Source organism: Desulfuromonas sp. (genome assembly GCF_002868845.1).
In the GTDB taxonomy this organism is placed as follows: Bacteria; Desulfobacterota; Desulfuromonadia; order Desulfuromonadales; family BM501; genus BM501.
The window spans coordinates 1-14,027 of record NZ_PKUB01000028.1 but is presented as its reverse complement, the minus strand read 5'-3'; the positions used below and the strand labels follow the sequence as shown (position 1 = coordinate 14,027).

8 protein-coding genes are annotated in these 14,027 nt (G+C 64.9%); 3 read left to right on the top strand and 5 right to left on the bottom strand.

What is annotated here, in order from left to right; translation table 11 throughout:
• Positions 1 to 233 precede the first annotated feature (233 nt).
• Both C0617_RS08535 and C0617_RS08530 read left to right on the top strand, forming a co-directional pair.
• A complete protein-coding gene (locus C0617_RS08535) occupies positions 234 to 2,255 on the top strand; it encodes an FAD-dependent oxidoreductase (protein ID WP_291316600.1) in 2,022 nt (673 codons plus the stop codon).
• Between the two features lie 99 nt (positions 2,256 to 2,354).
• The gene (locus C0617_RS08530; RefSeq protein ID WP_291316599.1) at positions 2,355 to 4,910 is read left to right on the top strand and encodes a molybdopterin-dependent oxidoreductase; all 2,556 of its coding nucleotides are present in this window, start codon (positions 2,355 to 2,357) and stop codon (positions 4,908 to 4,910) included.
• A gap of 110 nt (positions 4,911 to 5,020) precedes the next feature.
• Here C0617_RS08530 and C0617_RS08525 read toward each other — a convergent pair whose 3' ends face one another.
• A complete protein-coding gene (locus C0617_RS08525) occupies positions 5,021 to 5,419 on the bottom strand; it encodes a CoA-binding protein (protein WP_291316598.1) in 399 nt (132 codons plus the stop codon).
• An 850-nt stretch (positions 5,420 to 6,269) separates the two neighbouring features.
• Here C0617_RS08525 and C0617_RS08520 point away from each other — a divergent pair.
• On the top strand, positions 6,270 to 7,661 hold the full coding sequence (locus C0617_RS08520) for a hypothetical protein (RefSeq protein ID WP_291316597.1): 1,392 nt from the start codon (positions 6,270 to 6,272) through the stop codon (positions 7,659 to 7,661).
• A 379-nt stretch (positions 7,662 to 8,040) separates the two neighbouring features.
• On the opposite strand, the gene C0617_RS08515 is transcribed toward C0617_RS08520, so the two are convergent.
• From C0617_RS08515 to nuoL, 4 genes are all read right to left on the bottom strand, one after another.
• Positions 8,041 to 8,829 (bottom strand): TIGR00266 family protein, encoded by a 789-nt coding sequence (locus C0617_RS08515; protein ID WP_291316596.1) that lies wholly within the window; start codon positions 8,827 to 8,829, stop codon positions 8,041 to 8,043.
• Positions 8,830 to 8,880: 51 nt separating this feature from the next.
• On the bottom strand, positions 8,881 to 10,293 hold the full coding sequence (locus C0617_RS08510; protein ID WP_291316595.1) for an NADH-quinone oxidoreductase subunit N: 1,413 nt from the start codon (positions 10,291 to 10,293) through the stop codon (positions 8,881 to 8,883).
• Positions 10,290 to 11,792 (bottom strand): NADH-quinone oxidoreductase subunit M, encoded by a 1,503-nt coding sequence (locus C0617_RS08505; protein WP_291316594.1) that lies wholly within the window; start codon positions 11,790 to 11,792, stop codon positions 10,290 to 10,292. The genes C0617_RS08510 and C0617_RS08505 overlap by 4 nt, the downstream gene beginning before the upstream one ends.
• A gap of 309 nt (positions 11,793 to 12,101) precedes the next feature.
• Positions 12,102 to 13,967 (bottom strand): NADH-quinone oxidoreductase subunit L, encoded by a 1,866-nt coding sequence (nuoL, locus tag C0617_RS08500; protein WP_291316593.1) that lies wholly within the window; start codon positions 13,965 to 13,967, stop codon positions 12,102 to 12,104.
• Positions 13,968 to 14,027 lie beyond the last annotated feature (60 nt).

Below are 14,027 nucleotides of genomic sequence, written 5' to 3'. Positions count from 1 at the left end.
AACTCCCCCCTGGCATGGGGAAAATCGCACGTCATTCCAAGTATTTTACCCCTGAGAATCAGGGGGTCGCGGGGAAGATTTCCCTTGATTTTGCAACGCTCTTTGTGTTATTAGCTTGCATACTGTATACAAAAATGGGGAGAGACAGCTGGGGAAAACGGGCCGTCTTTCCCTTTTTTCAGGGAGTTTTCCGCCCTCTGTCGCGAGGAGGGTGAGCCGGATAGGAGGTTAACTTGTCTCAGGTTGTGTTTTCCAGTTGGGGAAAAGAAATTGTCGACAATCGCCGAGGTGGCGACGGCGAGGTGGAGGTTGCCAAAAAGAAACTCCCCACGACCTATGACGGCGAACGTTCCTGGTCTGCCTTTATGGGTTGGGACGGGGTGATCGTCAACGACCCGAACGTCGACATCGTTGCCATGGCCGCCGAGTACGCCAAAAGGGTCCAGGAAGATTACTGCTGCGCCAAATGCACTCCGGGCAAGCGCGGAACCCGCGTTCTTCAGGACACCATGGCCCGCATTATCTCCGGCCAGGGCGAGGAGCGCGACCTGGATACCGTCGAAAGCGTCGCCGCTCTTTTGCAGAACTGCAAATGCACCCTCTGCCTGACCTCCGCCCGCCCGGTGCTCGACACCGTCAAGCACTACCGGGACGACTATCTGGCCTACATCCGCGGCGAGCGCCAGCCCAAGCAGGCCGACTACAAGGTGCAGCTCACCGCTCCCTGCCAGAGCAAATGCCCGGCTCATATCGACATTCCCGCCTACGTCGAGGAGATCAAGGACAACCGGCCCGGCGAGGCCCTGGCCACCATCCGCGAGAACATGCCTCTGCCTTCGGTCTGCGGACGGGTCTGCCCCCATCCCTGCGAGAGCGCCTGCCGCCGCAAGAACGTTGACGACTCGGTCAACATCATGGTTCTGAAGCGGACCGCGTCGGACTTCGAGTGGCAGCACAACCAGATTCCCCCGATGCAGCCCAAGCCCCGCAAGGACAAGACGGTTGCGATCGTCGGCGCCGGTCCGGCCGGCCTCGCCGCAGCCTATTATCTCGCCCTGGAGGGATTTCCCTGCACCATCTACGAGGCACTGCCCGAAGGGTACGGCGGCGGCATGATCGCCGTCGGCATTCCCGCCTACCGGATGCCGCGTCATATCCTGCAGCGCGACATCGACATCATCGCCGCCCTCGGGGTCGAAATCATCTACAACACCCGGGTTGGCAAGGACATCAGCCTGCCCGAGCTCAAGGAGAAGTATGACGCCGTCCTGCTCGCCCCGGGCGCTCATCGCTCCAAGCCGATGGGAGTCGAAGGCGAGGACAAGGGCTACAAGGGATTCCTTCCCGGCGGCATCGACTTCCTCCGCGAGGCCTACATGGGCCAGCCGACGGGCATGGGCAAGAAGGTCGTCGTGGTCGGCGGCGGCAACACCGCCATCGACTGCGTCCGGGTGGCTCTGCGCGAGGGGGCCGAGGAGTCGGTCCTGCTCTATCGCCGGACCCGCAAGGAGATGCCGGCCGATTCCTGGGAAGTCGACGGCGCCGACGAGGAGGGTGTCAAGTTTGAATTCCTTGTCCTTCCGAAGAAGATCGTCGTCGACGAGAACGAGCAGGTCACCGGCGTCGAGTGCGTGCGCATGGAACTCGGCGAGCCCGACGATTCGGGCCGTCGCCGTCCCCAGCCCGTCGAGGGGAGCGAGTTCGTCGTCGAGTGCGACACGGTCATCCCGGCCATCGGTCAGGACCCCGACCTCTCCTTCATCCCCGAGAAGATGGGGATCGACATTACCCGCTGGAACACCGTCGTCACAAAGTTCCTGCCGCTCAAGAACGCAGCCGGCCGGAATTTGAACGACGACATGGGCAACCCTCTCTCCCGGACCCTGATCACCGATTTGGAGGGGGTCTTCGCCTCCGGCGACGCCGAGATCGGCCCGCTGACCGTCGTCGCCTGCGTCGGCAACGGTCATCGTGCCGCCAAGGTGATCCAGCGTTGGCTCGAGGAGGGCAAAGCCTATCTGGACGACGATGACATCATGGAAGACCTTCTCTCTCATCTGGAGGTCTACGACAAGAACGAGCAGGTTCCCTGGCTCGATTCCGCCGCCCGGGAGAATCAGGCCGAGATCCACGGTGCGGAGCGGGCCAGCGAGGGGAACTACTCCGAGGTGGAGCTCGGCTTCAAGGACAGCCAGGCGGTCCGAGAGGCGGAGCGCTGCCTGCGCTGCTACCGCGTGGCCATGATGGCCGTGTAACTGAACAAAATACGTGAATAGGGGGCGGGGCCGGAACGGGCGGATGAGAGACCCGGGTCCCGGCATTTCGCCCTTACCCAGGCTTCGAGGTGAAAATATATGGTCAGCTTGACGATTGACGGTAAGACGATAGGGGTGCCCGAGGGAACGACGATCCTGGAGGCTGCCCGGGAGTTGGGCATCGCAATCCCGACCCTGTGCTGGCTTCAGAAGGTCTCCCCGACCGGCGCCTGCCGGATCTGCGCGGTGGAGATCGAGGGGGTCGATCGGCCGATGACCGCGTGCAACACGCCGGTCAAAGAGGGGATCGTCGTCACTACCCAGTCCGAGCAGCTCACCACAATCCGTAAGCAGATCGTGGAGCTTCTCCTGATCAACCATCCCCTCGACTGCCCGGTCTGCGATGCCGCCGGCGAGTGCGACCTGCAGAACATCTGCTACGACCTCGACGTGACCGCCCAGCCTTACCGGGCAGAGGACGTCAACGCCGGGGACATCAACGAGTGGCCCCTGATCCAGCAGGTCCCTTCCCGCTGCGTCATGTGCGAGAAGTGCGTCAAGGTCTGCCACGAAAGCGTGGGGTCGAGCTCCCTGTTCGTCAACGACAAAGGGGACCGGGCGTTCATCGACAAGAAACTGGATCTGTGCGAGTTCTGCGGCAGCTGCGTATCGGTCTGCCCGACCGGCACCATGATCTCCAAGACGTTCAAATTCAAGGCCCGTCCCTGGGAGCTGCGCAAGACCCCTTCGGTCTGTACCCTGTGCGCCAGCCAGTGCCAGATCGAGGTCAACGTCAAGAACAACCAGGTCTACCGCGTCACCTCCCCGGACGAGGGGACGGTCAACGAAGGCCAGCTCTGCGTCGGCGGTTTCTTTGGCTACGGCTTCGTCAACTCGGCCAAACGCCTTGTCCAGCCCCGGCTGAACGGGCTCGGTACCGGCTGGGACGAGGCCCTCGGCGCGGTCGCCGGGAAGATGACCGAGGTGCGCGACTCTTCGGGAGCAGGCGCATTGGCGGGCCTGGCCTCCGGCCGCCTGACCAACGAGGAGAACTACCTCTTCCAGAAGCTGTTCCGGGCCGCCATCGGCAGCAACAACATCGACTCCGAGGCCCGCTTCGGGGCCCTGCGCGCCCTCAAGACTCTCTCCAGAACGCTGGGCCTCAAGGGCGCCAGCAACCGCATGGACCGCATCGGCCGGGCCGGAGCGGTCCTCGTCTTCGGCTCCGACGTGACCGCCGAGGCTCCGGCGATCGACTGGCAGATCGAGAAGTCCTGCCGGAAGAACGACGGCAAACTGGTGGTCGCCAACATGCGCCGGGTCAAGCTGACCCGTCACGCCAATACCTTCCTCGGTTACCGGCCGGGCAGCGAGGTGCAGTTGGCCAACGCTCTGGGGCGGATCGTGCTCGAGAAGGGCCTGGCCGACGATGGTTACCTGAATCAATTCGTAGAGAACCTGGACGAGCTCAAGGCCCATCTCCTCGGCATCGACCTGGAGCGGGCCGTACAGGAGACCGGCCTTTCCCTGGAAATCCTCGAGGAGGCGGCCCTCTACCTTGGCGAAGCCGAGTCGGTGGCCGTTATCTTCGGCGGCGACGTGACCCGCAGCGAGGCGGCCGAGGACAAGGTGGCGGCCATCGCCAACCTCGCCCTTGTAACCGGGGCCCTGCACGGCGATGTCGGCGGTCTCTTCCCCGTAGACGAGAAGGGCAACACCCAGGGCCTCCTCGACATGGGGGTCTGCCCCGAGATGCTGCCGGGCCAGCAGGACTACGACCAGGCGCGGGGCGCTTTCGAAAGCGCCTGGAGGGAGAAGCTTCCCCAGGGCGGGCTCGACGCCATGGGAATCCTCGAGGGGATCGAGAAAGGGGAGATCAAGTTCCTCTACCTCGCGGCGACCAATCCCCTGGTCGCCTATCCCGAGAGCGCACGCTGGCGCAAGGCCCTGGAGCAGGTCGACTTCCTGGTGGTCCAGGATATTCTCGAGTCGGAACTCACTCGGTTGGCCGATGTGGTTCTGCCCGGAGTCTCCTTCGCCGAGAAGAGCGGTACCGTGACCTCCCTCGACCAGCGGGTCGGCGGTCTGGCCCGGGCCATGTCGCCGGTCGGCGAGGCCTGCGAGGACCTGGCCATCCTGGCCGGGATCTACAGCCGGGTCGCCCCCGGGGCCACGGGGCTCGACCTTGCCGCGCTCCAGGCCGAGATCAAGGAATCGACCGGTCTTTACAGCGATGTCTGTTCAGCCGGGGAGGGCGGTGTTAGGACCTGCCTCAAGGAGGCTTTCCGCCCCGCCGAGAAGAGCATGACCTATACCCCCGTGGAGGGAGGGGCCGGGACCGAGGGGCTCCAGCTGCTCAGCGGCAAGAGCCTCTACCATTTCGGGACGACCACCACCTATTCCGAGGGCTGCCTCGCGGTTGGGCCCTCCGGCTATATCGAGATGAACCCCGAAGATGCCCGGAGCTGCGGTGTTGCAGACGGGGCCTCGATTCAGGTCTCCTCCGCGACCGGCTCGGCCAGGGGTGCGGTCAAGGTCAGCGAAAACGTTCCCCAGGGACTTCTTTTCGCACCTCACCACTTCGAAGAGCTCAATGTCCAGCAGATGATGCCCCTCGGCCAGAACCGGGTCAGCGTCAAGGTCAGCAAAGCCTGACCTGCCATTTTCACCGATTAGAGAAGAGAAGCGCCCCGGCGGATACCGCCGGGGCGCTTCTCTTTTTTGTCTACCGAACGCGTTCGGAAGGTCTTTCCGTCTCCCGGGGCCTAGTGCTCAGAAAAGCCGAGGGCCACAAGGAGGCAACTGCCGTCGGCTATGACGTTGATGCCCTTCTCCCTGCACTTCTCAACGGCCCGGGGGCTTTCGGCACCGGGCTGCATCAAGATGTTCTCGAGACCCCGGGCTATGGCCTGTTCGACCACCACCTCGGTGACCTTCGGCGGGGTGACCACGGAGAGGCTTTTCACACCCTCCGGGAGGTTCGACACGCTGGCCACGCAGGGAATGCCTTCGACCGATTCAGCTGTCGGGTTGACCGGTATCGCCCTGCGACCGCATTGCAGGAGGCAGCGAAGAACCTTGTTGCCGAACTTGGAGCGGTCGGCAGAGGCCCCAGCCACGCCGAAGGCGTCCGCCGCCAGAAAAATCGCAATTTTTTCGGTCATGATCCGTTCCTTTCTTCGGTCATTTGCAGCAGTTTTCCTGCAAAGAAAGAATGACGCTGCCGGGGCGGGTGACCCTCTTCAATCTAGGCAGTCGGCCGAGGATTGTCAACAGGGGATCCTCCCCGCGGGAGAGTCGGCGCAGGGCCGGACACTGCTGCCCGTAAAAAACCGCCGGGGTGTGGCGCGTCGGGACCATGACCGCCAGTGGCTGATATGTCGTTCGTATTTTTTCTTAGAGGTTGGCAGGGGATTTGCGAATTCCTTTGCGCTGGAAAGGCCGATGGCAGGGCAATATGGTTTGCGGTGGGAGCCGACGCCTGTGACCGCTTCCGCCTCAAGGGGGTGGCCCGGGCGGTGCCCTCCGAAAGCGCTGAGGAGGCCTTGCGCGAGAGGCCTGACGATCTCGTTTTCTGACGGACCCACCCAGAACTTTTGTTTCAAGGCCGAGCGAAATGCTTTCGGCGATTGTGAAAAGGTGTTTGTTCAAGATCAGGGTGTCGCCCGCCCGGAAGGCATTATGTCGGTCGGTCCAGGACCATCGGGGTTTTTCCTCTGAACAGGGTTCGGACGAATGAGGTGTTATTTCAACACCTTGGTCTTTTGCATGGACGAGGTTGGCTATTAGTATCTATTTTTGATTTACAATAGAATATCTTTATGATGTAATCCTCTTCAGAAGCCCTAGGTTTAATCCTACTTTAGTTGTGCTTTTCTGTTTTCGAAGATTCTTTTTATCCGTTCTGTCTTTTGTTTCCATGATCGGGGCGGCCAAACGCCATTGAAATGTCCGGCGCACTGGATGGGTCCGTGCGGCAGACAATTTGTTGCCCGTTTAACGAAGGAGGAAGTGATGAGCAAGGGGGTTGGAGTTTTGAGGAATGTTTTTCTGGTCGGGTTTCTCGTCTTTTCGTTGGCCCTGGCCGGTTGCGGCGGGGGCGGTGACGGCAGTGAGATTTTGGACGATCTTTTCGGGGACGATACCACCAACCCCGGGGACGATTCGAACGGCGACGACACGGGCAGCCCCGGTTCCGTAGCCCTCACCACGAGCATCGCCGGCTACAACGACGCCTTCGAAGACGTGGTGGCGAAGAATCACGTCTTTGCCGTGGCCGCCCACGCCTGGGAGGGGGCCAACCTCGACGCCCTCAGCAACGCCGAGGCGATGGTCCTGCTGAATGCCTTTATCGACACCGGCGAGGATCTCGCCGCCGCCATGGAGGCCCTGAACGCCAGCGTCGACGCTGTTAGCGCGAGCAAGGGCGTTCTGAGCCTGGGTTCGGGACTGAGCATCCCCCAGAAAGGGGCGGGCGATGAGGCCCTCAACCTGGTGCCCGGCCTGGACAACGGACTCTCCCCCGGCCTGGTAAAGGCGGTGGGCGACCTGCCCAAGGCGGCTCTCGAGGACGTCAAGAAACTCATGGCGGAATATCCCCAGTACAACAACCCCGACTCGACCGATGCCGAGCTGTTCGCCCATGAGTTGAAGCAGGTCCGCCAGAAGCACCTGGTCAAGGCGGCCGAGACCGGCGTCTCCTCCTATATGGGGGTCTCCGGCGGCCTGATCGGCGCGGGCACCGCCGGTTACCTGATCTCCGCCGGGGTGATCACGGTCAGCGCTCCCGCCGCCGTCGTGATCGGCGCCGGGGCCCTCGGCGGCTACATCGGCGGGAAGATCATCAACTGGATGTTCACCCCCAGTTCCTGCTCCTCCAAGGCTTCGGATGTATGCACCCTGACGACCGGAAACATCGGCGCGGACGGGAAGATTCCCAACCTCTTCGGCGCCGGCGGCACCTTTGTCATGGAGATCGACGGCTATGCCCCGATCACCATCACCAACTTTCAGCCCCCCGCCAACGGCAAGGAGATGGTCATCGACTTCAAGCCGGTCCCCCTCGACGAGGTCGCGCCGGGCGAGACGATCACCGTCGATTTCGAGGAGGTCGTTTCCGTCTCCAACAGCTGCTCCGACATCGTGTCGGTGACCGCGGTGCCGAGCCCCCTCGACCCCGGGCCCTGGACGGACGTGACGGTCACCGCCACGGTCTACCCCGTTGTCTCCGGCTGCACCGTCTCCTTCAGCATGTTCGGCACCGACGACTACTCCAAGTCCGATTCCCCCGCTACCGATTCCTCGGGTGCGGCCTCCTTCCACATCCCGGGAGGCGCCGAAGGCGTCCACGACACGGTCACCATCAGGGCCAACGGCCTGACCAACACGGTCGTCTACACCTTCTAACCGGAGGGAAGCGGACCGGGGAAATCTTCCCGGGATAAAAAGACAGGGCCATGGACCGGGGCGACTCCCCGCGTCCATGGCCCTTTTTTTGGGTTCAACAGGGATTTTCCGGGGAGCACTCTCCCCCTGTGACGCCGCCGGAGCGGAGTGGATGAATTCGGAGAGACGCGGACGGATGTCCGAAGCCGAAGGCGAGTTTCCGTCCGTGCCGAATTCATCTGCGCAGCGCAGGGAACCCTAAGGGCAAGGCGCGGGGCGGCCTTCTTTGGGTTACCTTTCTTGGCCGATCAAGAAAGGTGACTCGCCTGGCGGGGCGAAACCCGCCGGCTTTTTCGTTTCTCGGCGGTAAACGGGACCTGGGGAGGCCCCTCCTTTCCCCTCAGTCCCCGTCGAGCATGCGCCCGAGGCCGCCGAGAACCGAGCCTTCGCCCTTGGCGCTCCCCCCGGCCTTCGGGGCGTGGGAGATGATCCGGTCGGCCAGTCGGCTGAAGGGGAGGCTCTGCATCCAGACACGGCCGTGGCCGCGCAGGGTGGCGAGAAAGAGACCCTCGCCGCCGAAGAACATGCTTTTGAGGTTGCCGGCCCGTTCGATGTCGTACTCCACCGTCGGCTCGAAGGCTACGAGGCAGCCGGTGTCGACCCGCAGGGTCTCGCCCTTCAGCTCCCGCTCGACGATGGTGCCGCAGGCGTGAATGAAGACCATGCCGTCGCCGCGCAGACGCTGCAGGATGAAGCCCTCTCCGCCGAAGAATCCGGCGCCGAGCCGGCGCTGGAAGGCGATGTCGACCTCGGTGCCGAGGGCGGCGCAGAGGAAAGAATCCTTCTGGCAGAGGATCTCGCCTCCCTGCCGGGCCAGGTTCATCGGGATGATCCGCCCCGGGTAGGGGGCGGCGAAGGCGACGTGGCGCTTGCCGACTCCGCCGTTGCTGAAGTGGGTCATGAAAAGCGACTCGCCGGTCAGGGCCCGCTTGCCGGCGCCCAGGAGTTTCCCCATGAGCCCTTGGTCGGGCTGTGAGCCGTCCCCCATCTTCGCCTCGAAGGCGATCCCCTCCTCCATGTAGTTCATCGCCCCGGCCTCGGCGATGACCGTCTCGCCCGGGTCGAGCTCGACCGTAACCATCTGCATGTCGTCTCCGACGATCTCGTAATCGACTTCATGGCATTTCATGCTGCGTCCTCCTTGTCGTGATTGTCTGGGTGGCTTCCTTCCTGGTTCTGATCAGGGAAGGACAAGGGCGATCAGGTCGAGCAGCGGCCCGGGAAGGATTCCCAGAAGCAGGGTGGCCGCCAGGCAGGCGGCCAGGGCGGTATGCTCTGCCGAGTTTCCGGCGGGCACCTCCGGGCCTTTCTCTTCGGTCATGAACATGGCCATTACCGGCCGCAGGTAGTAGGCGACGGAGACGAGGGAGGCGAGGGCCCCGAGGATCGCCAGGCCGACGTAGCCGGTTTTGACCGCCGCGTAGAAGATGCCGAACTTGCCGATGAATCCCGCGGCGGGAGGGATGCCGGCCAGGGAGAAGAGAAAGACCGCCAGGGCGCCGGCGCGATAGGGATGGCGGTAGCCGAGGCCGCGCAGGGCCGACAGGTCCTGGGGCTCGCCCTCGGGGCCCGAGAGAGAGGCGATTGTACCGAAGGCGCCGAGGGTGGCGGCGGTGTAGGATACCAGGTAGAAGAGGACCGCGCTTTCTCCGATCTCCCCGCTGGCGATCAGGCCGATCAGTACGTAGCCCATGTGCACGACCGAGGAGTAGCCGAGCATCCGCTTGAGGTTCTCCTGGCGCAGGGCGCAGAGGGTGCCGACGAGCATGGTCAGGGCCGACAGGAGCCAGAGCAGGGGCGTCAGGTCTCCTCCCGTCAGGGGGCCGGAGAGGAGGGGGACCAGGGCGGCGACCGTCGCTCCCTTGGAGCCGGCGGCGAGAATGCCCGTCACCGGCGCGGGGGCCCCCTGATAGACGTCGGGGGTCCAGAGATGGAAGGGGACGAGGGAGATCTTGAAGCCGAGGGCGACGACCAGCATCGCCCAGCCGGCCAGGCCGAGAGGGCGAAGGCGGCCGTCGGCGACGAGGCCCGCCATCGCTTCGGGGATGTGAAAGGTACCGGAGACCGCGTAGATCAGAGCGATGCCGAAGGCGAGAAAACCGGTGGCCACCGCTCCCATCACCAGGTACTTGAGGCCGGCCTCGGCCCCGTCGGGGCTTTCCTTGTGGAAGGCGATGAGGATGTAGAAGACCAGGGTGAAGGTCTCCAGGCCGAGGAAGACGCCGACCAGGGAGGTCGCCGAGGAGAGAAGGGCCATGCCGGCGGAGGCGAACAGGATCAGGGAGGCGTACTCGCCCGCGGGGAAATTCCGCTCGGGTCCGTAGCGCAGCGACAGCAGGAGGGTGAGTGCGCCCGCAAGAGACCACAGGACGGTGAAGAAGCGGGCATAGGGTCCCGTTCCGAACATTCCCGCCACCTCCGCCGCCGGGGGCGTAACCAGGGCGGCATGGAGGGCGGCGGCCAGGGCGATGCCGACCCCGGTGAGAAGGAGACTGCGGGAGGCGGGCCACCAGGCTCCCGCCATCAGCAGGGCGGTGGAGCCGAGGGCCAGGATCAGCACCGGCAGCAGGGAGGTCAGCTCGAGAAGGCTCACGGCAACCCTCCTTTCGGTGCCGATGCGAGGGAGTCCAGAAGGAGTTGCACCGGTTCGCGCAGCGGCTCCAGGAAGGGGGCGGGGTAGAGCCCCAGCCACAGGACCATCACCGCCAGGGGCACCAGCACCAGCCCTTCGCGCACGGTCATGTCCGGCCAGGGTTCCTTGTCCCGCGGTTCCCCCCAGATGACGCCCTGGGCCAGGCGCAGGGTGTAGGCTGCAGCGAAGACCACCCCGGCCATGCCGAGGGCTCCCCAGATGGGCCGGGCCTGGAAGGCGCCGACCAGGATGAGGATCTCGCCGGCGAAGTTGTTCAGACCCGGCAGCCCCAGCGAGGCGAGGCAGAAAAAGAGGAAGAAGGCGGAGAGGACGGGAATCCTGGCCCACAGCCCGCCAAGGCCGTCGAGGCGGCGGGTCCCCGCCCGGGCGTCGATCATCCCCACCAGGGCGAAAAGGGCCCCGGTGGTGATGCCGTGGTTGACCATCTGCAGAATGCTTCCCTCAAGGGCGGTGACGTTCCATGCGGCGATCCCCAGGATCACGAACCCGAGGTGGGCGACAGAAGAGTAGGCGACCAGGCGCTTGGCGTCCACCTGCAGGTAGGCGATCCAGGCGGCGTAGAAAATGCCGATCAGGGCGAGCAGGGCCAGCAGGGGGAGGGAGGTCAGGGCGACCTCCGGAAAAAGGGGAAATCCGAAGCGCAGCAGGCCGTAGACGCCGGTCTTCAGGAGCAGGCCTGCCAGAATCACCGATCCGGCGGTGGGGGCTTCGGTGTGGGCGTCGGGCAGCCAGGTGTGGACCGGGACGAGGGGGACCTTGACGGCGAAGGCCAGCAGGAAGGCGCCGAACATCCAGGGGGCCAACCCGGCGGGGACGGCCGTCTCCTGAAGGGCGGCCAGGGCGAAGGTCCAGTCCCCGGTCTGGCGGCCGTGCAGGACGTAGAGGCCGAGGATCGCCAGGAGCATCAGGAGGCTGCCGGCGAGTGTGAAGAGGAAGAACTTCACCGCCGCGTAGAGCCGTCGTTCGTGGCCCCAGATCCCGATGAGAAGGAACATCGGGATGAGCATGACCTCCCAGAAGAGATAGAAGAGGACCAGGTCGAGGGCGAGGAAGACCCCCAGGATGCCCGTCTCCAGCAGAAGAAGCAGGGCGTAGTAGAGGGGGCCGTGGCGGTCGATCTCCCGCCAGGAGATCAGCACCGACAGGACCAGAAGACAGGCGGAGAGCAGGACCAGGAGGAGGGAGAGGCCGTCCATGCCGACGGTGTAGCGGATGCCCCAGCGGCCGATCCAGGGGGCGTCCTCCCACCACAGCCAGCCCATGCCGGCGTTGCCCTGGATGAAGAGGCCCGCGGCCACGGCGAAGACCGCGACCGTGGCGGCCAGGGCGATCCAGCGGCAGGCCGCCGGGCGCCGGGCCAGGACCAGGCAAAGGAGGGCTCCGGCCATGGGGATGGCGAGGAGGAGGGTAAGCCAGGGGATGTGGGTCAGGTTGTGCATGTTGGCCTTTGTGTTCGATCGCAAAATATCGGGGTTGCGTCCCCGGACGACGCCTTACTCTCTTTGCTCGCCCAAAGAGAGTAAGCAGAGAAAGGGCGCCCCAACGACTTGCCCTGCGGGTTCCCTCCGCTGCGCGGATTTTTTGAGCGCGGGCAAGAACTCGCTTCGCTCAGACATTTGCCCTCGAATTCCTCAAAATATCCGCTTCGCTCCGGCGGCGTCGAAAGGGGGGGCACCTAAAAGCCTAGATACCAGATACCAGAAACGCGTTCATTATCCTTCTACCTTTTTCCTTTGTCCTCGCCCCCGCTATTTCACCAGCGCGATCAGCATCCAGCCGAGGACCGCCACAAGCCCCCAGGCTAGGCTCTGCAGGTAGACCGAGAGGCGGCCGGTGGTGAGGCGGCGCAGCCGCTCCCCCGCCCCCTGGCAGCCCGCGGCGGCCGATTCGAGCAGGCCGTCGATGACCGTCTGGTCGGCTCCTTTCCAGGAGAATGTCGCCAGGGCCCGGAAGGGGACGAGGACGGTTTTCTCCACCAGCCAGTCGGCGCCCCAGCCTTGCCGCAGGAAACGATTCGGGGCCGCCTCCCGGTCGCCCCTGAATCGAGCGTAGCGCCAGTGGGCGATGGCCCAGCCGGCGACCAGGATGGCTGCGGCGAGCCCGGCGAGGGTCCACTCCAGTTCGTGGGAGGCATGCACGGGGCGGCCCGCCAGGGGACCGAGCAGTCTTGTCAACGCTTCGTTGCCGCCGTAGAGGGCCGGCAGGTTGAGCAGGCCTCCCCCGAGCCCGAGTGCCGCAAGGGGCAGAAGGGTGATGCCCATGACCGGGGGCAGGTAGTGGCCGTGGTGCCTTTGCCGGGGCTCCCCGGCGAAGACCAGGTAAAGGAGGCGGAAGGTGTAGAAGGCGGTCAAAAGGGCGGTGAGGGCGCCCACCGCCCACAGCCCCCTGTAGAGGGGGGGGGCCGCGGTCAGGGTCGCCAGGAGGATGCCGTCCTTGGAGAAGAAGCCGCCGGTCAGGGGGAATCCCGCCAGGCACAGGCCGCCGGCGAGGAAACTCCAGAAGAGAAGGGGGCTTTTGCGCCGCATTCCCCCCATCCGGTAAATGTCGTTTTCGCCCCCGGCCAGGTGGATGACGCAGCCGGCGGCCATGAAAAGCAGCGCCTTGAAGAAGGCGTGGGTAAAGAGGTGGAACATGGCTCCCGAGACCGTTCCCGCTCCCACGGCGAGGAACATGTAGCCGACCTGGCTCATGGTCGAGTAGGCCAGCACCCGCTTGATCTCCCGCTGGGCCAGGGCGCAGGTCGCCGCGTAGAGTGCGGTCAGGGCGCCGACCGTGGCGATCGTAGCCATCGCCCCCGGGGAGAGGGAGACCAGGGGGAAGAGGCGGCACAGCAGGTAGACCCCTGCGGTGACCATGGTGGCGGCGTGGATCAGGGCCGAGACCGGGGTCGGGCCGGCCATGGCGTCGGGCAGCCAGGTCATCAGGGGAAGTTGGGCGCTCTTGCCGCAGGCCCCGCCCAGCAGCAGGAGAGAGAGCAGGGTGACGGTGGCGCAGGGCAGGTCCGCGGCACCGGCGTTCAGCGCCGAGATCGAGACCGTCCCGAGCAGGGCGAAGCTCCAGAGGACGGCGATGCCGAGGAAGACGTCCCCCACCCGGGTCACCAGGAAGGCCTTGCGGCCGGCGTCCGCGTTCTTTTCCTCCCGGTACCAGAAGCCGATCAGGGCGTAGGAGCAGAAGCCGACCCCCTCCCAGCCGAGGAAGAGGAGGAGCAGGCTGTCGGCCAGGACGATGACCAGCATGGCGAAGACGAAGAGGTTGAGCAGGGCGAAGAACCGGGCGAAGTCCCGCTCCTCCTTCATGTAGCCCGAGGCGTAGATGTGGATGAGGGTCGAGACGCTCGTCACCATGAGGGCCATGGGGGCCGAGAGGGGGTCGAAGAGGATCTCCACCGGCGCCCGGAAGGAGCCGCTCGCCAGCCAGGTATAGAGGGTGGCCCGGGTCCCCTCGCCGGCGCAGAGGGGCCACAACAGCATGGTCAGCAGCGTCGCCGCGGCCACGCTCGAAACGGAGATGGCTACCGCCAGGCGGCGCGGCAGGCGCGTCCCCAGGACCATGTTGAGCGCCGCCCCGGTCAGGGGCAGCAGGGGTATGAGGAAGAGCAGGTTCTCTTTCATCCCTTCATCCCGTCGAAGGCGTCGGCGTCGACCGTTCCCTTGCGGCGCCGCAGGTAGACC